The sequence below is a fragment of the Caballeronia sp. RCC_10 genome (assembly GCF_041360715.1).
Classification (GTDB): Bacteria; Pseudomonadota; Gammaproteobacteria; order Burkholderiales; family Burkholderiaceae; genus Caballeronia; species Caballeronia grimmiae.
In genome coordinates, this window is the sequence record NZ_JBFUPT010000001.1 from 592,492 (window position 1) to 611,765 (window position 19,274).

Genomic DNA, 19,274 nt, shown 5'->3' on the forward strand with positions numbered 1-19,274 from the left:
GAGGCGGCGTGTGATGCGTCAACCGCCGATGTTAGCTTCCCCGCATGCGATGCGTGTAAAAAAGGCGCGGGCGGAATCGTCCGCTCGCGCCTCGCTTTTAGCCAATGGCGTCAGACGGGTTCGTCGTCGCCGGCCGGGTCCGCGCCGTCGTCGGTCAGGGATTCGACGTCCTCGTCCTCGACCTGGTTCGGCAGGATGTCGCCGTCGACTTCGAGATTGTTGTCGCCATCGGCGGATGCGTCTTCGCCGGTGCCGGCGCGATCGGTGTCGCTATTGAGCTGCGCATCGGACAGGCCGAGCGCGTGGGCGTCCAGCTCGTCTTCAATATCGCCCGGGCGGCGCATTTCGCCCTGCACGTCCGAACCGCTATCGGATGAATCGCTCGGTCCGAGCGCGCCCGTGCCGTGCCCCTTGCCCCATTCCACGCCGCCCTCATCCGGCGGATTCAGTGTGCTTCCCGTCATGATGACCTCCTTCGATTGTGTCGGTAACGAGACCGCAAGTCCCGTTCCGCGTTCGCGGGCCAAAGAAAAGCCCCGCGCTCTGCCGAGACGCGGGGCTTCATCGAACCGTGCGCTCGCGCGCGGGCGGCGCGCGTCCCGCTTATGCGCGGGCAGCGCGCTTCGCCGTCGCCGCGCCCTGTTTCACCGTCTTGACGGTCTTCGCCGTGACGGAGCTTGCCGTCGCGACACTGCGCAGATCCGACAGGAACGAGTCGCGCCATACGGAGAGATTGTTCTCGCGCAGCGGCGCCATCATGTCGGCGTGGCGAGCCTGACGTTCGGCGAGCGGCATCGACAATGCGCGCTCCAGCGCCTCGGACATCTGCGACAAATCGAACGGATTGACGACGAGCGCCCCCGGCAGCTGATCCGCCGCGCCCGCGAATTGAGACAGCACGAGCGCGCCCGGATCGGCCGGGTCCTGCGATGCGACGTACTCCTTCGCGACCAGATTCATGCCGTCGCGCAACGGCGTCACATAGCCGACCTGCGAAAGACGGAACAACGCCATCAGCAGGTTGCGCTCGTACTTGCGATTCAGGTACTGAATGGGCGTCCAGTCGAGTTGCGCGAAGCGTCCGTTGATGCGTCCCGCTTCGCCTTCCAGATTCTGGCGGATGCGCTGATACGTCTGCACGTCGGAGCGCGTCGGCGGCGCGATCTGCACGAGCGACACGCGCCCATGCCAGCCCGGCGCGGTCAGCAGCAGGCGCTCGAACGCCTGGAACCGCTCGACGAGGCCCTTCGAATAATCGAGGCGATCCACGCTCATGATGAGCTTGCGGCCTCGCATGCTGTCGCGCAGGCTCTTGACCTGCTTGCGGCCGGAGAACTGCTCGGCGGCCTTTGCGATCGCGTCGGGATAGATGCCGATCGGGTACGCCCCGACTTTCAGCATGCGGCCGAACGCCTGCAGCATGCCGTCTTCGCTCGAATGGCCGCGGCCGCTGCGCTCGATGTAATCGACAAAAGACTGCTTGTCGTTGTCCGTCTGGAAGCCGACGACATCGTACTGGCACATCGCTGTCATCAGTTCTTCGTGAGGCGGCACGGTGCGCATGACTTCGGGCACCGGAAACGGAATATGCAGGAAGAAGCCGATGGGGTTCGTCACGCCGATTTTGCGCAGTTCCTGCGCGAACGGCAGCATGTGATAGTCGTGAACCCAGATGATGTCGTCGGGTTGCAGAAGCGTCTTGAGCTTGGCCGCGAGCGTCGCGTTGACGCGCATGTAGCCCGCGTATTCCTCGCGATCGAACCGCGACAGGTCATTGCGATAGTGGAAGGTCGGCCACAGCGTCGCGTTCGAGAAGCCGCGGTAATACTGGTCGTAGTCGCGCCGGGTCAGGCCGACGGTCGCGTAAGTCACATTGCCGTTCTTTTCGACGACCGGCGCAGCCGATTCGCCGACAATCTCGCCGCTCCAGCCAAACCACACGCCGCCCGTCTCTTTGAGCGCATCCAGCACGCCGATAGCGAGACCGCCCGCGCTGGGCTTACCCTCCTGAACCGGCGCGACGCGATTCGATACCACGATCAATCTGCTCATTACAGGCTCACCTCTTCAGTTGTCGTTGCATGCCCGAAAGGACGCCTTAGGGGATGCAAATCCTATGCCGATGTGCGCGTTATTCGATTCATAAGTTCGTATCTAGATGTTACGGACGAAGAAAACGCGCGGCACAAGGCCGCTGCGTAGAACTTTTATGCTGTTCGGAGTCACGCTCGCGCAAGCGGCGATCAAGCGTCCTGCTCGGAGCCGAGATCGCGCTGATAGTCGATGCCCTCGCGACGTACGCCGCCCTGATTGTGCTCGCCATCGGGCGGAGCGTCAGGCGCGGGGCGGTTCTGACCGGCGGGGTCGTGTTCGGCGGGCGGCGGCGACGCGCTTTGCGGCGTGCCGTTCTTGGCTGCCTCAGCGCGTGCTTCGCGTTTGGAAGAGTGACGCGCGGAGCGTCGAAGTGCGGGATGTCTCATGGTGCCTCCAGAAAGAAGGCCGTCGTGAATGGACCTCGGCGGCGTCGGACCAACGCACTGTTCCGTCGCGCGTAAAGGCGGCGGTTCAGCGCGTCCTCGGAAAAATAAACCGGCCACGAGATGCGCGGCCGGTCATCTTTGCGTCATTCGTTGTAATCCCTACCTTCAAATTGAAAACTTATTCAGGCTTTGCACGAATTCGGTGAATCGGTCCTAAAGACGCCGTCGGCCACTCAGGCTACGGGAGGAGCGTCGCCCGGTCCCGGTGGCGGGTCGCCGATGGGCTGCATCGGCTGCTCGGGGGGATCGCTCGTCGGGTCCGGGTTCGTGTCCGGCGGAATCGGAGTCGACGGCGGCTGATCGGGCGGCGTCACCGGCGGGTCCGGCGGCTGAGGCGTCTGCGCACTGATGGGCGCGCGTTCGGAATCGGACATAGCGGGCTCCTTGCGGTCTTGTGATCATGGATGCATGCGTCATCGACGCAGGCGTTCACGATCACGCAAGGCGCGTTCCCTTTTGTTTCGACACGATCGCGTCCATCGACCCCATTATGGTGGCTGAAATCGCGCCTGCCAACAAAAACGCCCGCGCTTTTTGCAAGCAGCGGGCGTCTTTTTCGTGTGAAGATAGCCGACGATCAGGGATTTTCGCTATCGGCGTCGTTCGGATCGGCGCCTTCGCCGACAGCCGCCTTGTTGGCATCCTCGCCGTATTCCACGAGCCGGTTATAGAGCGTCTTGAGGCTGATGCCGAGAATCTCCGCCGCCCGCGTCTTCACGCCGCCGCATTGCTCCAGCGTCGCAAGGATCAACTGCCGGTCGGCCTGCGCGAGCGACGTGCCGAACGGAATCGTCACCGCCGTACCCGCCGACGGCTTCGACAGCGAAATCTGCAGCGGCACTGTGGCCGTGCTGTCGGAATCCGCCCCCGACATGATGTACGCACGCTGAACATAGTTCTTCAGCTCGCGCACGTTGCCCGGCCAGTTATACGACGCGAGCATGTCGCGCACTGCTGGCGGGAAATCCTTGCGCGTGTTGTAGCGCGAGTTCAGTTCGTCGAGGAACGCCTGCGCCAGCAGTTCGACGTCCTTGCCCCGCTCGCGCAGCGGCGGCAAGTTGATCGGGAACACGTTCAGCCGGTGATACAGGTCGAGGCGCAGCTTGCCTTCGAGCACGGCCTGCTCGGGGTCCCGGTTGGTCGCGGCGATCAGACGCACGTCCGTCTCGAGTTCCTTCGTCGTGCCGACGCGCATGAACATGCCGGTTTCCAGCACACGCAGCAGCTTGACCTGAAGCTCGATCGGCATCTCGGTAATTTCGTCGAGGAACAGCGTGCCGCCGTTCGCGCGCTCGAAATAGCCCTTGTGCTGACGATCCGCGCCGGTGAACGACCCGCGCTCGTGCCCGAACATTTCGGACTCGATGAGATTCGGCGAAATCGCACCGCAGTTCACCGCGATGAACGAGTGCTTGCGGCGCAGGCTCAGCTCGTGCAGCGTTTGCGCAGCGACTTCCTTGCCGGTGCCCGATTCGCCGATCAGCAGCACCGACGCCGCCGTCGGCGCGACGCGGCCAACCTGATCGTAGACCGTCTGCATCGCGGGGGAATTGCCGAGCATCAAGCCGAAGCGGCCCATGCGGCGCAATTCGCCGCGCAGCGTGCCGATTTCCGCCTTGAGGTCGCCGGGGCGCGGCAGGCGCGAAAGAATCGCCTTGACGCGCTGCATGTTGATCGGCTTGACGAGATAGTCGGTCGCGCCCATCTTGAGCGCGCTCACGGCCGATTCGACGGTCGCATGTCCGGTGATGACGATCACCTCCACGCCCGAGCGCGGATCGAGATCCTCGAAAAGGTCGACGCCCGTGCCGTCGGGCAACTTGAGGTCCGTGAACACGACGTCCGGCGTCTGCCTCACGAGCTGAATGCGCGCCTCGCGCAAATCGCTGGCGGTCGCTGTCGTCAGTCCATCTTCGCCGATGATCGCGGCTAGCGCCTCGCGGGTACTGGGATCGTCATCGACAATCAATACGTGTGGCATTGCGTCTCGAATTCTTCCAAAGCGTTTCAGGGTCACACACCGCGTGGCGGCGTGGTCGTCTCCGGGCGGCGGGCCGCCATCCGGGCCGGTGCGTCTTGCGGCCGGGCGTCAAGAAGTGACGAGCCGGTTCAGGCGCAGAAAATAAAATAATTTCCGAAACTTCCGCACGCTTGGGGGCTGACGCCGTAAGTATTGCCAATTAGGCCACTTATGGCAGAGGTTTCTCAATTATAAGGGTTTATTAAGATAAAAACGCACGCCGGGGTGGCGTGCGTCTGCATTGGGGATGGGGTAAATCGTCCGATTTAGCCGGCTTGCCGGCTCGACCAGCAGTCAGCTTCGCGGGAAATGCCACGCATCGGCGGTGCCGCCGACGATCTCGTCGCCCTTCACCGCCGAGCGCCGCCGCGAAGACGACACCGTGCGCCGCGCGTCGCGTCCGAAGCGGCGCGCGGTCCCGTCCTGCGACTGCATCCACTTCCACGCAAGGACGCTGCCGACAGCGAACAGCGCCCCGAACACTCCAATCGAAGAACGTGCCATTTCGTATTCTCTCCTGCCGTTAATGAGTTTCGATGTCTGATCAGCGCGAGATCAGGACCGCCAGCAGGAAGCCGGCAGCAGCAGCCAGCCCCAGCGAATTCCACGGGTTGTCGCGCACGTATTTCTCCGTGCAGTCGATGCCCGCCCGATAGCGGCTTTGCGCGTTGGCCTGCGCGTCTTCGAGCGCGGCGCGGGCGGTATCGGTGTGATCGCGCAGGCGGGAGCGCAGCGCCTCGACGCCTTCGCCCGGCAGCGTCGCCGACAGCCGCAGCAGCTCTTCCGAGTCGTTCAGCAGCACCTTGATGTCTTCGATGATCTTCTGCTTGCCCAACGCAAGCTGGACAGTCGTTTGACTCATGGAATCAGTCCTCCACATTGGGTTTGCTATCAGTGATTGCTACGTTGATGCAGTCCTTACTGCGATTCGGCAACCGTCACCGTCAACGGTTTGCCCGGCCCGTTCGCCGTCAGCCGGGCGCGCAGCCGGCGCACGATGCCGCTTGCGGTCAGCATGCCGCCCGCGACGCCGAACACGAGGCTCGTCATGTTCGCGGCACGCGAAAGCGCAGGCGTGCCGGCCGCGTAGCCGAGCACCGCGCACATCAGAGCTGTGACTAGCGCGACCGCCGCCCAGTGATAGATGTCGATCGCCTCGCCCGCCGCGAGTTCCTGACCATCGCTCGATGAGCCACCCCGCTCGCTCCGCGCGGTCGGCGCAACACCCGGCGATGAATGGCGCTCCTCGGCGGCAATATCGAAATCGAAAATGTCTTCCATGATGTCTCGGCCCCTCGCACTGCCCTGCACTGCCCCGCGCTTCGGCGTGTGATCGGGCATTCGAATAAGGATGCACAGCGAAGAGCAGCATCCGTGCCAAGCGGCACATGCGGGCGTGAGGCGGTCAAGCGGCGTGCCGGCGGGTAAGTCTTACGCCGTCGGCTTGTAAATTCGCGGCGCATGCGGCGAACCTTTCCGGAACCGTCTGGAGTCTTCAAGGCAATCAGACAAATTGCCACCCCGCGGTCAAGAGCGCATTGCCGCAATATCGTTGCGAATGGTTAAATAGCGTTTATGAGATAGAGTCGTCGGCGGCGAAGCGCGATGAACGCGGCAATTTCGCGCGCGATGCGCGCCGCGCGACTTCGGACCGACGCATAGAGAGGGAATCGGCTCATCGCCACTGCGAGCACGGCAGCAGCGCCAGCACGTCATCGATGATGCGGACGGTCAGCATGGCGCGTGCGCCATGCGCGAGGAAATCCAACGCACGAACGCGGCTCGAGGCCCGCGCGCGACTGCGATCGCGCCCCTGCCCGCTTCGGCGGCGCCTGCATCGACTGCTGCGTCGCCGCCCGCCCAACCACATTCGCAATACTCAGGAACCACCAGGACCTATGGCGTCAACCGATCTTGACCCGCCGCTCGTCGCAGGCGATACACCCGCGCAGAAGAAGCGCAATGCGGGCGATGTGCCGGGTTTGAAGTCTTACGGACTGCTGTACGGCTCGTCGCCCGTGATGCTCGAGCTGTATTCACAGATCGAGCGCGTCGCCGGAACGGATGCGACGGCGCTCATCATCGGCGAGTCCGGCACCGGCAAGGAACTCGTCGCGCGGACCATTCACGACCAGAGCGCGCGCAAGGACGCGCCGTTCATCGCCGTGAACTGCGGCGCGATTCCCGACAATCTGATCGAAGCCGAGCTCTTCGGCCACGAGAAGGGCAGCTTCACGGGCGCGGTGCAGGGGCGCGTCGGCTACTTCGAACACGCCAATGGCGGCACGCTGTTTCTGGACGAAGTGACGGAAATGTCGCCGGTCCGGCAAGTGAAGTTGCTGCGCGCGCTCGAGACCGGCACGTTCTTCCGGGTCGGCGGCAACGATCTCATCCGGTCGGACGTGCGCGTGATTGCCGCCACCAACCGCGATCCCATCGCCGCCGTGAAAGAGAACGGGCTGCGCGAAGACCTGATGTATCGCCTTGCCGTCTTTCCGCTGCGCGCGCCGCCGTTGCGCGAGCGCGATTCGGACCGCGAACTGCTCGCGCAGTATTTCCTGTCCGAGATGAATGCGCAAGAAGGCACGAACAAGGCGTTCAGCAAGCGCGCGCTCGACGTGCTGCGTACCTATTCGTGGCCGGGCAACGTTCGTGAGCTGAAGAACACGGTGTATCGCGCGTTCATTCTGGCGGAGAAGACGGTGGAGATCGCGCATCCGCATCTGGCATCGCGCGTGAAGAAGCCGATCACTCAGGGCGATGCGATGAACGTCTGGGTCGGCACGCCGCTCGCCGATGCGCAAAAGCAGATCATTCTCGGCACGCTCAAGCATTGCGGCGGCGACAAGCGGCGCGCGGCGAAAGCGCTCGGCGTGAGTCTGAAGACCTTGTATAACCGCCTCGGCGCTTACGAGAACGAGGACACCGAAGGCGGCGACACCGCTTCGTCGGCTAGCGAAAGCTGATCCGCGCCAGCGGATCCGGACCGGACTGCGTCATCGGCATCCGGTCCTCGGCGGCGCTTCCTGCGTTACACGCCGCGCAACGCGTTCCCCGCGCTTGCAATTTCTTGCAATTTTCCATCGCCGTTAATTAGAGGCTTGCTTCAAAATGCGCGAAGCCCGATGCGTCGCGCCTGTTCGTTCGTCGTGGGCAATCGTTCGGAACAAGACTTGGCCGCGTGCGTTCAATCGCATCGTTATAAAAACGGCAGACGAAGGAAAAGCAACATGCAGATCTGTGTCCCCCGGCGCGGCCGTCGCGTCGCCGCGCTCACCGCGATCGTCTCCGGCGCCATCGCGTGCCTGACCTTGAGCGGGTGCAACTCGCTTTACAGTGAAGGCGCGACGGCGGGCGCGGGTATCGCGGGCGCGGCCATCGCCGCGAAGGTGACGGACAATGCGGCAGTCGCCACCGGCATCGGTCTGGGCGCGGTTGCGGCGGCACGCGCGGGCGTGCAGTACACACAGCGAGTCATTCACACCGATACGCAGGACAAGATCGCCGCAGCTGCGGGCCCGCTCGGCGTCGGCGCGGTCGCGCCGTGGGTTTCGGTCCACTCGATCCCGCTCGAAGCAGACGAGAAAGGCCGCGTGACCGTTAGCCGCGCGATCAGCAGCGGCACGCTGGATTGCAAGGAAATCGTGTTCTCCGTCGATCGCGACGCCACGACGGATCGCGCCGCCGACAGCGCGTTTTACGTCGCGTCCGTCTGCCGCGATGGCAACAAGTGGAAGTGGGCGTCGGCGGAACCTGCCACGCCGCGCTGGGGCTCGTTGCAATGACGGTGCGGCTGATGAATCCGGCGGCGCTGCGCCTCGCGCTTCTCGCCGCCGTTGCAGCGGCGTGCGCGGCCATGAGCGGATGCGCGTCGATCGGCGCGGCGGCCGGTGCGGTCGCGGGTGTGGCGACGGGCGCGGTCACGACCAATCCGGCAATCGGTTTCGGCGTGGGTATCGCGGTGCAGGCCGCCACGGACGAAGCCGTCAAGCGCGTGTCCAAGTCGCTCCATACCGATCAGCAGATGGCGATCGCGGCGACGGCGGGCGACTCGGCGGTCGGCGAAACCCGCCCGTGGAAGGTCAAGCACACGCTGCCGATCGAGAACGGCCACGGCGACGTCCGCGTGCTGCGGGTGTTCGACAACGCGCTCGCGAGTTGCAAGGAGTTCGCGTTCTCCGTGGCAGACGGCGACGAGCCGAATGCGCATGCGGACTGGTTCCTCGCGACCACATGCAAGCAGAGCGAAGGATGGAAATGGGCGTCGGCCGAGCCTGCCGTCGAGCGCTGGGGCACGCTGCAGTAACGACTGCTCGGGTGCGAATAGGAAAGCGCGGTTCCCGCCAACGGGACCGCGCTTTTTCGCATGGGTCAGCCGCGCGCGATCGCTTCCAGCGCGGCACGCGCGAGAAAGTCGCTGCGCGTCTCGTGCCGCGCCTCGACGTAACTGTCGATCTTGTGCAGGACGAAGCGCGGCAAGCTGATGTTGATGCGCTCGGGCTTCGAGTCGAGCTTCGAGAGATCGACTTCGAGAAGACACCCGGCACGTTCGGCACGATGACTCCGTAGCAGCTTTCAGGCTCTTTATGAATGACGATGGCGAATTCCATGTCCGATCGTTCGCTTACGACAAGTACAGCCGGTTCAGCACTCCGGCGCCTTTCGAAACCGCTCTGACTGTTCCGACACGCAGATCTTTCTTATGATTAACCACGGTCGAGCGTGCTTGCCGCGTTCCGTGTTTGAAGTGGTAATGACTGCCTTTGATGCGCACCAGGTGGCAGCCGTCATTCAGAAGCATTCGTATCAAGCGCGAGGAATCCATCCCGCCTCCGCATGCTTCGTGTGCAGTTCTACACACGAAGCGAATTGTCGAAGACGAGAACCTACGGCGCCGCGCTCAATTCTTACACTCAGCCAATCGGCCAATCGGCCAATCGCAACGCAAAAAAAGCGCGGCGCCGTCCCCGGCCACCGCGCTTTTTCAACGAATCAAACAGAACCACTAACCTTCCACATCCTCCAGACTGAGCATCTCCGTCTGGTCGTTGTACGAGAAGATTTCCCCATACCGTCCCCAGTCGATGACCGCATCCAGCGTCTCCTGCGCGGCCTTATCGGAGAGAAAGTCCTCCAGTTCCTGCTCGAAGCGCACGCGCGGCGCGCGATGCCCCGGCCGCTCGTTGAGCACCTTCTTGATCCGCGCGGCAAGCGGCACGTGCCTCAAAAGATGTTCCGCGAACATCATCTTGCGTTCCTGCGTGCCGAATTCCGCGAACACGCGCGCCTGCGGCGTCAGATAGATGTCGCCCTCGCGCACGTCCGCGAAGCCGAGATGCTGGAGCACTTCCGCGATCGGAAAGAGATCGTCCACTTCGAGATGCAGCGACCGCGCAATTTCCGGCATGTCCGCGCGCCCGTGATACGGCTCCGCAGCCAGCGTTTCGATGAGACCGGCCATCAGGTTCGTCGACACCGACGGCAGCCAGCTTCCAAGCTCCAGCCCCTTCTTCTTCGATTCATCGAGCTGGCGCGCGGTCATCTTCGCGTAGATGTCGTCGACGAGGCGGCGGAACGCCGGATCGAGCCGGTTGCGCGGATGCTTGAACGGCACCTTGATTTCGGCCATCACGCGCCCCGGATTCGACGACAGCACCAGAATCCGGTCGCACATGAACACCGCTTCCTCGATGTTGTGCGTGACGATCAACACCGACTTGATCGGCAGCCGCCCCTGCGTCCACAGGTCCAGCAGGTCCGTGCGCAGGTTTTCGGCGGTCAGCACGTCGAGCGCGGAAAACGGTTCGTCCATCAGCAGCAGCGTCGGATCGACGACGAGCGCGCGCGCAAAGCCCACGCGCTGGCGCATGCCGCCGGACAGCTCGCGCGGATAGGCGTTCTCGAAACCGTCGAGGCCGATCAGATCGATCGCGGCCAGCGCCCGTTCACGACGCTCCCGCGCGCCGATCCCCTGCGCTTCGAGACCCGCTTCCACGTTCTGCAGCACGGTCAGCCACGGGAACAGCGCGAACGTCTGAAACACCATCGCGACGCCCTTCGCCGGGCCGCGCAAAGGCTCGTTCAGATACGTGACTTCGCCGGCGGTCGGTTCGATCAAGCCGGCGATGATGCGCAGCAACGTCGACTTGCCCGACCCCGAGCGCCCCAGCAAGCCGACGATTTCGCCCTGACGCAAGGAGAGGTTCGCGTCGTCGAGCACGAGCAGTTCGCCCTGCGTCTTGTTAAAGCCGCGGCTCACGTTCTGCACGCGCAGGATTTCGGCGCCAGGATGCGGCGGCTTCGCCGGCGTTGCGGCCGCGCCCGTGCGCGGACCGGTCTGCGCGCCGGGCGTCTGCGTGTTCTTGAGGTTCTGCATCGGAACTCGTCCTTAATCCAGTCGAAGCCTGGCTTCGGCGTAGGCGTACAGCGGACGCCACAACAATCGGTTGAACAACGTCACGAAGAGCGACATCACGGCGATGCCGAGAATGATCTTCGGATAGTCGCCATTGGCGGTGGTCTGCGCGATATACGCGCCGAGGCCGTGCGCGACGATCTTCGTATCGCCCCACGACACCGCTTCCGCGACGATGCTCGCGTTCCACGCGCCGCCCGACGCAGTGATCGCGCCGGTGATGTAGTAAGGGAAGATGCCGGGCAGCATGGCCTTCTTCCACCACTGCCACCCGCGAATCTGGAAGTTGGTCGCGGCTTCTCGATAATCGTTCGGATAGGCCGACGCGCCCGCGATCACGTTGAACAGGATATACCACTGCGTCCCGAGCACAATGAGCGGCGAAAGCCAGATGTCCGGGTTCAGATGCCAGCGCACGATCGCCACGACGAACACGGGAAACAGCAGGTTCGCCGGAAACGCCGCGAGGAACTGCGCGAGCGGCTGGAATTTTTCGGCGAGCGCGGGACGCAGCCCGATCAGCACGCCCACCGGCACCCACACGACCGATGCAATCGCGATCAGCACCACCACGCGAATCAGCGTGATGAAGCCGAGCACGAACACGTGGCCCACCTCGCCCCACGTGACGCCCGTCGCGACGAACGACACCACTTTCCACACGACGAACACCGTCAGCGCCAGCAGGACCGCGCCCCACGCGATATCGCCTGCGCGCGTCGACTGCAGCGGCGCGCGCAACGGCAGCCGCACGCGTTGAATCGACGGCAGGCGGATCGGCACGCGCGCCGCCTTCGAGAGAATCCATCCGGCCGGCACGAGCAGCCGGTGAATCAGGCGCGTGCGGCGAATGAGGTCGAGCAGCCACGATCCGGGTGCATTGCCCGAGCTTGTGTTCTCCATGCGGAACTTGTCCGCCCACGCGACGAGCGGACGGAACATCAACTGGTCGTAGGCGAGGATCACGACGGTCATCGTGAGAATCACCCAGCCGATCGCGCCGAGAGTGCGTTCGCCGATAGCGGCTGCCAGATATGCGCCAATGCCCGGCAGCACCACGGTGCGGTTGCCGACCGTGATCGCCTCGGATGCGACCACGAAAAACCAGCCGCCCGACATCGACATCATCATGTTCCAGATGAGGCCGGGCATCGAGAACGGCACTTCGAGCTTCCAGAAGCGCTGCCAGTTGGTGAGATGAAAGCCGCGCGACACTTCGTCCAGGTCGCGCGGCACCGTGCGCAGCGACTGATAGAAGCTGAACGTCATGTTCCACGCCTGGCTCGTGAAGATCGCGAAGATCGCCGCGCATTCCGCGCCGATCACGCGCCCGGGGAACAGCGCGAGAAAGAACGTGACGGAAAAGGAGATGTAGCCGAGCACCGGCACCGACTGGAGGATGTCGAGGATCGGCACGAGCACGATCGACGCCCGACGGCTCTTGGCCGCCAGCGTGCCATAGACGAGCGTGAAGATCAGCGACGCAACCATCGCCGCGAGCATGCGCAGCGTCGTGCGCAGCGCGTATTCGGGGAGATTCGCGGGGTCGAGGGAGATGGCCTGCGTCTGCAGCGTCGAGATCGGCGCGAGGGTCTCGTGAAAGCCGACGGCGGCGAGCGCGATGATGCAGATGATCATCGGGAACGCGACGAAGTCCCACCGGTTGGGCAGGAGCCGCCACGCCGACGCATTCGCCGTGCGATTCAGATTGAAACCAAATTCCATTCAAGGCCCTCCCCGTAAGGCTTTGTTCCGACCGCGCGAGGCGCGGGTGATGCTCGAGACGGCCAGCGCCGTCGCGCGGGTCAGAGGCCTCCCGTTGGCCGCTGCGCGGCGCCCCGACATTCAACGCGGCTGCCCGCTGAATCGACTACAGGTGCGGCCCGCCGAACCGAGCGACACTACACCATGCACGATGACGGGCACAACCTCCTCTCCCGTACTTCGCCCATTCATGCGATGCTTCTGTTGCTCTTCGGCACGACGAAGGCAAAAATCAAGGCGCGGTTCCCCGGAGCGTCCGCTTGGCGCAACGGCATTCCGGCGCGCTTCGAGCCCGCCAGCCACGGCGGCAAGCGCGGCGGCGCGGCATGGCGTTGTGTTGGACAGACGTCGCGCATGACGAGAAGGCGCTTGATAGACGACTAAAAACATCGTCCAATCTTGGCTTACCACAAACAATAAATTGAGCGCCGATGCAATGCGTGACGCCAAAATCAAGTCGGAAGGCCGTCCGACAGACTCGAGAGACTGCTTTTGCCGCATCGCCCGGCCCGGTGCGCATGCACAGACCGCGGCCGCGGCCCTGACGCGACGCAATGAACGCGCCCGCCGCACGCTGGCGGCCGGCGCGGCCATGCCGGCGATCAGCCCGTTATCGACTGACGGCGACGCGCCCTGGCGCGCGTCCGGACGTGAGACCGGCATGTTCGCCGCGAGCGGCGCGCTTCACTCGCGCCCGATGCGTGCGGCGTGACCGTTCGCACCCGCCGCATGATGAACAGGCTCAACCTGCACCGCGTGATCGCGACGCTCGGCCTCGCGCTGATCGTGCTCGCGTGCTGGATCGCCGCCGGCCTGCTGTCGGACCGAATGGTACAACAGGAGATGACCGGGACGGTGCGCACCGAGCGGCAGATGGCCGCTTCGATCGTCGACAATATGGCGCAGATCATCGCGAGCGATCTGGCGATGTCCCGCGCCATTCCCGCCACGCTCGCGCAGATGGACCTGATGCAGCGCGCCCTCGCGGAATCGCGGCATTATGCCTTGAACGTGAATGCGACGGAAACCGCCCGCCGCGCCCAATGGATGGCCTTGCCGAGCCTCGCCAAGGTCGATGCCTTCCTTCACGATGCACAGGGCTTCTCCGGCCTCGACTCCATCTGGCTCGTCAACGACCGGGGATTCTGCATCGCGTCGAGCAATGCGGCCGATCCGAACAGCTTCATCGGCTATGACATGAGCGCACGCGCCTACGTCGGACGCGCGCTGCTCGGCGGTTTCGCGGAGATGTACGGCGTCGGCAGGCTGTCCGGCGAGCCGGGCATCTTCATCGCCGCGCCGGTGTACGAGGACGGACTGCTGGTCGGCGCGGTCATCGCGAAGGTGAGCATCGACCGGTTGCGGCATTGGGTGTCGCGGGCGGGCACCTTCGTCACGGATGAAAACGGCGTCGTCGTGATGGCCCACGACGGCCGTCTCGAATATCAGGCAATGCCCGATGCGCCGGTCGCCCGCATGACGCCGGGCGAACGCTTCGAGCATTACCGCCGCGACGCGTTTCCGCCGTTGCGCGTCGCACCGGTCGGCGAGCGGATGCGCGAGGCCGCGCCGTGGCTTGCCCCGACGCTCGCGCAGGGCTTCTATACCGCCAACGGCGACGCGTCGCCCTCGCTGTACGACGAGCGCACCGGACTCAATTCCGGGCTCTCGGCGCATATCATGCATCCGCTCACGAGCTGGCCCGAGATCACCCGCAACCATGATCGCGACCGCCTGCTGGTCTTTCTGACGATGCTCGGCGTGGTGACGCTGGCCGTGGTGATCGCGACGTCGTATTCGCGCGAGCGGCGGCTGCATCGCGCGACCCGTGATCTCGCCGAGCAGTTGCAGGCGGCCAATACGCTGCTGTCCGCCGAGGCCCGCCACGATGCGCTGACCGGCGCGCTGTCGCGTCGCTATTTTCTCGATACGCTGCGTCACGAGGTCGAGCTGGCGCGTTCGGCGGGCACGCCGCTATCGGTGGCAATCGCCGACCTCGATCACTTCAAGCAGATCAACGACCGCTACGGCCATGCTTCCGGCGACCGCGCGCTCGAGCATTTCGCGGAAGTGTGCCGGGCGCAGCTTCGTCCGAGCGATGCCATCGGCCGGCTCGGCGGCGAGGAGTTCGGCATCATCCTGCCGCAGACTTCGCTCGCGGACGCGCAAGCCGTGCTCGAGCGGCTGCGCAAGCGCTTCCATCACGAGCATTGCGCGCATCTGCCCGACGACGCGGAGTTGTCGGTGAGCATCGGCATCACGGAGCTGGCTGGCGGCGACGCGCTTGAATGGATTCTTTCTCGCGCCGATCTCGCGCTTTACGAAGCGAAGTCGCGCGGGCGCGACCGCAGCGAAGTGCGCCCTGCCGATCCAGTCCCGCCGGCGCGTCATCCCGAGCACTGGCTCGCCGGCAAATAGGCGTTTCGGTCGCGCCGTCCGCTCGCCGGTGAACCGGGCGCGTGCGCGTGCGGGCAGGTATCATCGATGTGGATATCGATTGCTTGCCGTCACCGGGAGGATTGCATGAAGGGAAATCTGGTCATCGTGTGCCGCGATCAGGACGCTGAAACGTTCGACCAACTGCTTGCCGAGTACGGGTCGTTCCAGACACGGCTCTCTTCCACCGCGTGGTATCTGAAGATCAACCTCGCGCCCGAAGTGATTCAGGAAGAAATACTCGCGCGGCTCGGCAAGTACACGACGCACTACATCTTCGAAGCGTCGACGGTGACGTACAACACGGTCGACAGCGAGGCGGCTTCAGCGCTGGAAACGCTGTTCGACTGACGCCGCCCCTCGCTACAGCGCGCGTTCCTCGTGTTGCGACCCAACGCGGCGTTCCGTGACCGGCTGCGTCGCGACATCGAACGGAAAGGTCATTCGCACCTGCAAGCCGCCTTGCGCATGATTGCCGATCTCGCATTCGCCGCCCGCGCGCCGGGCGAGCCGCTCGACGATGGCGAGGCCCAGTCCGCTATGCCCGCTGCCGCCGCGCGCCGGATCGAGCCGCACGAACGGCCGGCTCGCCTTGATGAGATCGGCGGGCGCGATGCCCTTGCCGTGATCCGCGACGCTCAAACTCCAGCCATTCGGCCCGCGCCGCGTCTCGATGACGATCGGCGGCGCGCCGTACGCATGCGCATTGTCCAGCAGATTCGATAACAGGCGATCGAGCGTCGCCGCTGGAAGCACGAAGCTCGGACCCGCTTCGAGCACGAGGCGGATCGATTCGGTTCCCGGCGGCGTCTGCCGGTACGCCCGATACGCCCGCGCGATGCGCTCGCAGTGCTCGTCCACCGGCACCGGCTCGCTGCCGTCCGGGCGGTCGTGTGCGAAAACCAGAAACTGATCGACGATATGCGCCATCGAATCGACGTCGCGCACGACGCCGTCGCGCGCCTTTTCGTCGTCCATCATCTCGGCGCGCAGACGTAGCCGAGCCAGCGGGGTCTTCAAGTCATGCGCGACGCCCGCGAGCATCACGGCGCGATCGCTCTCGGTCTGCGAGACCTCGCGCACCATCTGGTTGAAGCCATGCGTCAGCTGGCGCAGTTCGCGGGGGCCGCGTTCGGGCACGGGCGGCGTTGGCTGGCCACGTCCGAAACGGCCGACCGCCTGCGCGAGCGAGCGCAGCGGCGATTGCAGTTGCCACGCGGCGAACAGCGCGGCAAGCACCGCCGTGGAAAAGATGATCGCGAGCCAGACCAGCATGCGGTCGCGCGAGCGAGGCGGACGCAGCGGCTGCACTGGCACGACGATCCAGCCGGCGTCTTTCACGCCGTGCACCCATACGCTCGGCGGCGCGCCGGGTTCGCCGGGACGCACATCGGTGTTGTCGGGCAGACGGTCCTTCATGTCTTCGAGAAAACGCGACAGCGGCCGCGGAAGGTCTTCCGTCGCGGGCTGGGGCACGTCGGATGCGTTCAGCGGCACCACGCGCACCCGCGACGGCAGAGGCTGATCCGGATTGTTGGCGATGTGCTGGCGCACGGCCTCGACGAGAAACGCCGCCTCTTCGACCGCATAGCGCGTCTGCGAGTTGTCGCGCTCGACGCGGATGACCGCGAACCACGCGAGGTGCGACAGCACCAGCACGCCGATCACGAGGACGACGAGCCGCCCGAACAGCGAATCAATGGGCCGGCGCATTGTGCTCGCCGTCGGGAACGAAGACGTAGCCGCGCCCTCGCACCGTCTGAATGAAGCGCGGCGCGGAAGGATCGGTTTCCAGGATGCGGCGCAGACGCCACACCTGCACGTCGATGCCGCGGTCCGTGCCGTCGTATTCGGGGCCGTGGAGCAGTTCGAGCAGGCGTTCGCGCGTGAGCGTGCGCATCGGATTGTTGACGAAGATCTTCAGGAGCGCGAACTCGCTGCCGGACAGCGTGATGGGCTTCTCGTCGTGCTGAAGCGTGCGCGACTGGAAATCCAGCCGGAAGCGGCCGAACGAATACGGCTCGCGCTGCTCGGGCGCGGCGGATGGAATCGTGCGGCGGCGGCGCAGCACGGCCTGCACGCGAGCCAGCAGTTCGCGCGGGTTGAATGGCTTGCCGAGGTAATCGTCCGCGCCGAGTTCGAGGCCGACGATGCGGTCCACGTCGTCCGCGCGCGCGGTGAGCATGATGACCGGGATGTCGTCGCCGGATGCGCGCAACTTTCTTAGCGCGGTGAGGCCATCGACGCCGGGCATCATCAGGTCGAGCACGATGAGGTCGGGGCGTTCCCGCTCCAGACGGCGTTCGAGCGAGCCGGCGTCATGCAGCACCGAGACTTCGATGCCCTGCCGGACCAGATAGTCGCGCAGAAGGTCGCGCAGTTCGGCGTCGTCGTCGACGACAAGGATTTGTGTAGTCATGTGAAGAAGTTTAGCGCGTGAGCCGGGGCGGTTTGACGGTGCATCCGCCCCAAAGGGTTACGGGGTGTTACCGCGAAAGGAGCGCGTAAACCAGCGTAATACGAAACGTCGTGGCCGTAACACGCGAGCCGCCGCGAGCCTCTACGCTGTGTCTCACCGGAAGCGCAAGACCTCGACGAGGCCTCGCAATTCGGCTCCGACAACAAAGAAAGGGAGTCTCACGATGGGCAAGCAATATCGCATCCTCACCGCCGCCGCTACCGCACTCGCCTTGACCTTCGGCTCGGCCTATGCCGCGACGAACGACGCGCCCGGCGCGCCTCCCGCCAGCGGCGCGGCCATGATGGGCGCTCCCGGCGGCCCGGGCGGTCATCGCATGGAAATGCGCATGCAGAAGCAACTGGAGCAGTTGCACGGCCAGTTGAAACTCGACGCGCAGCAGGACAAGCTCTGGCAAACGGCGATCGACACGATGAAGCACAACCGCGACACGATGCGCGACAGCCATCGTCAGATGCATCAGCAGTTCGAGTCGATGGCGAACCAGCCGATTCTCGACCTGAACGCGATGCACGCGGCGCATCAGAAGCTGGAGCAGCAGCAGGCGCAACTGCGCGAAGAGACGGCCACCGCGTGGCTCAACTTCTATAACTCGCTGAACGATCAGCAAAAGACGACCGTCAGCACCGCGCTCAAGAAGCACTTCGCGAAGATGCGCGAGCACGAGCACAACATGCACGAGCGCTGGGGCAAGCATCGCGGTGCGCAGGATGGCGCGCCGGGTGCGAGTCCGGCTGCCGGTACGTCGGCTACGGCGAAGCCTTAAGCGCTTTGCCGGCCGGGAGCGGCGCCACGGCGCCGTCTCCGGCGTAATGATTTCCTGCGACGCAAAAAAAGCCGCGGGCGCATGCGCGCTCCGCGGCTTCATCACGACTGTGGCAACACTAACGCAGCCCTAAGGCAAGCTCACGCGAGGTCGAACAGCAGCACTTCGGCGTTATCGCCCGCGTCGAGCGTGACCTTCGCGACATCCTCGAGCTTCGCGGCATCGCCCGCACGGAGCGGCTCGCCGTTCACCGAGACATTGCCGCGAGCCACGTGCACATACACGCGACGCCCCGCCGGCACGTCGAAGTCGGCGCGTTCGTCGCCGCTGAAGAGTCCCGCGAAGATGCGGGCGTCCGCGCCGATTTTGACCGACCCCTCCGCTCCTTCCGGCGATGCGATCACGCGCAGCCGGCCACGCTTTTCATCGTCGGCGAAGCGCTTTTCCTCGTAGCCGGGCGCGCCGCCCGGTGCATCCGGAATGATCCAGATTTGCAGGAAGTGCGCAGTCTCGCTCGGCGAGCCGTTGAACTCGCTATGACGCACGCCGGTGCCGGCGCTCATGCGCTGCACGTCGCCGGGACGGATCGTCGAGCCGTTGCCCATGCTGTCGCGGTGCGCGAGCGCGCCTTCGAGCACATAGCTCACGATTTCCATGTCGCGATGGCCGTGCGTGCCGAAGCCCTGCCCGCCCGCGACGCGGTCTTCGTTGATCACGCGCAGCGCGCCGAAGTGGACATGCTCCGGATCGTGATAATCGGCGAACGAGAAGCTGTGATACGAGTCGAGCCAGCCGTGGTTGGCATGACCGCGTTCGTTGCTGCGGCGAATCTCGAACATGATGATTGCTCCCGG

Annotated in this window: 22 protein-coding genes and 1 pseudogene; 8 read left to right on the top strand and 15 right to left on the bottom strand. The window is 64.8% G+C overall.

Features of this window, described 5'->3' with window-relative positions; genetic code table 11:
• Nucleotides 1-110: 110 nt before the first annotated feature.
• The 8 genes from AB6804_RS02795 to AB6804_RS02830 form a co-directional block, all read right to left on the bottom strand.
• Complete coding sequence (locus tag AB6804_RS02795) at nucleotides 111-464, bottom strand: chemotaxis protein (protein ID WP_370885139.1); 354 nt, start codon at nucleotides 462-464, stop codon at nucleotides 111-113.
• Between the two features lie 139 nt (nucleotides 465-603).
• Entirely contained in the window at nucleotides 604-2,052 is a 1,449-nt protein-coding gene (otsA, locus tag AB6804_RS02800; protein WP_035960714.1) for an alpha,alpha-trehalose-phosphate synthase (UDP-forming), read from the bottom strand.
• 191 nt (nucleotides 2,053-2,243) lie between these two features.
• Nucleotides 2,244-2,480, bottom strand: a complete 237-nt coding sequence (locus tag AB6804_RS02805) for a hypothetical protein (protein ID WP_370885140.1) — start codon at nucleotides 2,478-2,480, stop codon at nucleotides 2,244-2,246.
• Nucleotides 2,481-2,713: 233 nt separating this feature from the next.
• A complete protein-coding gene (locus tag AB6804_RS02810) occupies nucleotides 2,714-2,914 on the bottom strand; it encodes a hypothetical protein (RefSeq protein WP_370885141.1) in 201 nt (66 codons plus the stop codon).
• 203 nt (nucleotides 2,915-3,117) lie between these two features.
• Nucleotides 3,118-4,521 (bottom strand): sigma-54-dependent transcriptional regulator, encoded by a 1,404-nt coding sequence (locus AB6804_RS02815; protein ID WP_370885142.1) that lies wholly within the window; start codon nucleotides 4,519-4,521, stop codon nucleotides 3,118-3,120.
• A gap of 333 nt (nucleotides 4,522-4,854) precedes the next feature.
• Nucleotides 4,855-5,064, bottom strand: coding sequence for a hypothetical protein (locus tag AB6804_RS02820; RefSeq protein WP_035960708.1), 210 nt, complete (start codon nucleotides 5,062-5,064; stop codon nucleotides 4,855-4,857).
• Nucleotides 5,065-5,104: 40 nt separating this feature from the next.
• The gene (locus AB6804_RS02825; RefSeq protein ID WP_035960707.1) at nucleotides 5,105-5,422 is read right to left on the bottom strand and encodes a YqjD family protein; all 318 of its coding nucleotides are present in this window, start codon (nucleotides 5,420-5,422) and stop codon (nucleotides 5,105-5,107) included.
• A gap of 56 nt (nucleotides 5,423-5,478) precedes the next feature.
• Nucleotides 5,479-5,841 carry a hypothetical protein gene (locus AB6804_RS02830; RefSeq protein ID WP_370885143.1) on the bottom strand — a complete coding sequence of 121 codons (363 nt, stop codon included), beginning with the start codon at nucleotides 5,839-5,841 and terminating at the stop codon, nucleotides 5,479-5,481.
• 617 nt (nucleotides 5,842-6,458) lie between these two features.
• Between AB6804_RS02830 and AB6804_RS02835 the strand changes: the two genes are divergently transcribed.
• From AB6804_RS02835 to AB6804_RS02845, 3 genes are all read left to right on the top strand, one after another.
• Complete coding sequence (locus tag AB6804_RS02835; RefSeq protein WP_370885144.1) at nucleotides 6,459-7,526, top strand: sigma-54 interaction domain-containing protein; 1,068 nt, start codon at nucleotides 6,459-6,461, stop codon at nucleotides 7,524-7,526.
• A 264-nt stretch (nucleotides 7,527-7,790) separates the two neighbouring features.
• Nucleotides 7,791-8,345, top strand: coding sequence for a hypothetical protein (locus AB6804_RS02840; RefSeq protein ID WP_035960705.1), 555 nt, complete (start codon nucleotides 7,791-7,793; stop codon nucleotides 8,343-8,345).
• The gene (locus tag AB6804_RS02845; protein ID WP_370885408.1) at nucleotides 8,342-8,866 is read left to right on the top strand and encodes a hypothetical protein; all 525 of its coding nucleotides are present in this window, start codon (nucleotides 8,342-8,344) and stop codon (nucleotides 8,864-8,866) included. Before AB6804_RS02840 ends, AB6804_RS02845 begins: the two co-directional genes overlap by 4 nt.
• A 65-nt stretch (nucleotides 8,867-8,931) precedes the next feature.
• On the opposite strand, the pseudogene AB6804_RS02850 reads toward AB6804_RS02845, so the two are convergent.
• From AB6804_RS02850 to AB6804_RS02865, 4 genes and pseudogenes are all read right to left on the bottom strand, one after another.
• Nucleotides 8,932-9,096: pseudogene (locus tag AB6804_RS02850) on the bottom strand (type II toxin-antitoxin system HicB family antitoxin); the annotation flags it as partial.
• Nucleotides 9,097-9,184: 88 nt separating this feature from the next.
• Nucleotides 9,185-9,385, bottom strand: coding sequence for a type II toxin-antitoxin system HicA family toxin (locus AB6804_RS02855; RefSeq protein ID WP_370885145.1), 201 nt, complete (start codon nucleotides 9,383-9,385; stop codon nucleotides 9,185-9,187).
• A 180-nt stretch (nucleotides 9,386-9,565) separates the two neighbouring features.
• Complete coding sequence (locus AB6804_RS02860; RefSeq protein ID WP_370885146.1) at nucleotides 9,566-10,936, bottom strand: AAA-associated domain-containing protein; 1,371 nt, start codon at nucleotides 10,934-10,936, stop codon at nucleotides 9,566-9,568.
• A gap of 12 nt (nucleotides 10,937-10,948) precedes the next feature.
• Entirely contained in the window at nucleotides 10,949-12,700 is a 1,752-nt protein-coding gene (locus tag AB6804_RS02865) for an ABC transporter permease (protein WP_370885147.1), read from the bottom strand.
• Between the two features lie 183 nt (nucleotides 12,701-12,883).
• Between AB6804_RS02865 and AB6804_RS02870 the strand changes: the two genes are divergently transcribed.
• The 4 genes from AB6804_RS02870 to AB6804_RS02885 all read left to right on the top strand — a co-directional run bounded on the left by AB6804_RS02870 (nucleotide 12,884) and on the right by AB6804_RS02885 (nucleotide 15,526).
• Nucleotides 12,884-13,123, top strand: a complete 240-nt coding sequence (locus tag AB6804_RS02870) for a hypothetical protein (RefSeq protein WP_370885148.1) — start codon at nucleotides 12,884-12,886, stop codon at nucleotides 13,121-13,123.
• A 52-nt stretch (nucleotides 13,124-13,175) separates the two neighbouring features.
• On the top strand, nucleotides 13,176-13,451 hold the full coding sequence (locus tag AB6804_RS02875; protein ID WP_370885149.1) for a hypothetical protein: 276 nt from the start codon (nucleotides 13,176-13,178) through the stop codon (nucleotides 13,449-13,451).
• Nucleotides 13,452-13,471: 20 nt separating this feature from the next.
• Nucleotides 13,472-15,157 (top strand): diguanylate cyclase, encoded by a 1,686-nt coding sequence (locus tag AB6804_RS02880; protein WP_370885409.1) that lies wholly within the window; start codon nucleotides 13,472-13,474, stop codon nucleotides 15,155-15,157.
• A gap of 105 nt (nucleotides 15,158-15,262) precedes the next feature.
• Nucleotides 15,263-15,526, top strand: a complete 264-nt coding sequence (locus AB6804_RS02885) for a hypothetical protein (RefSeq protein ID WP_035960696.1) — start codon at nucleotides 15,263-15,265, stop codon at nucleotides 15,524-15,526.
• A 12-nt stretch (nucleotides 15,527-15,538) separates the two neighbouring features.
• On the opposite strand, the gene AB6804_RS02890 is transcribed toward AB6804_RS02885, so the two are convergent.
• Nucleotides 15,539-16,888, bottom strand: coding sequence for an ATP-binding protein (locus AB6804_RS02890; protein ID WP_370885150.1), 1,350 nt, complete (start codon nucleotides 16,886-16,888; stop codon nucleotides 15,539-15,541).
• Entirely contained in the window at nucleotides 16,872-17,594 is a 723-nt protein-coding gene (locus AB6804_RS02895; protein ID WP_035960694.1) for a response regulator, read from the bottom strand. The genes AB6804_RS02890 and AB6804_RS02895 overlap by 17 nt, the downstream gene beginning before the upstream one ends.
• A gap of 223 nt (nucleotides 17,595-17,817) precedes the next feature.
• Between AB6804_RS02895 and AB6804_RS02900 the strand changes: the two genes are divergently transcribed.
• A complete protein-coding gene (locus tag AB6804_RS02900) occupies nucleotides 17,818-18,420 on the top strand; it encodes a periplasmic heavy metal sensor (RefSeq protein ID WP_370885151.1) in 603 nt (200 codons plus the stop codon).
• Nucleotides 18,421-18,560: 140 nt separating this feature from the next.
• Here AB6804_RS02900 and AB6804_RS02905 read toward each other — a convergent pair whose 3' ends face one another.
• On the bottom strand, nucleotides 18,561-19,259 hold the full coding sequence (locus AB6804_RS02905) for a pirin family protein (protein ID WP_370885152.1): 699 nt from the start codon (nucleotides 19,257-19,259) through the stop codon (nucleotides 18,561-18,563).
• Between the last annotated feature and the right edge of the window lie 15 nt (nucleotides 19,260-19,274).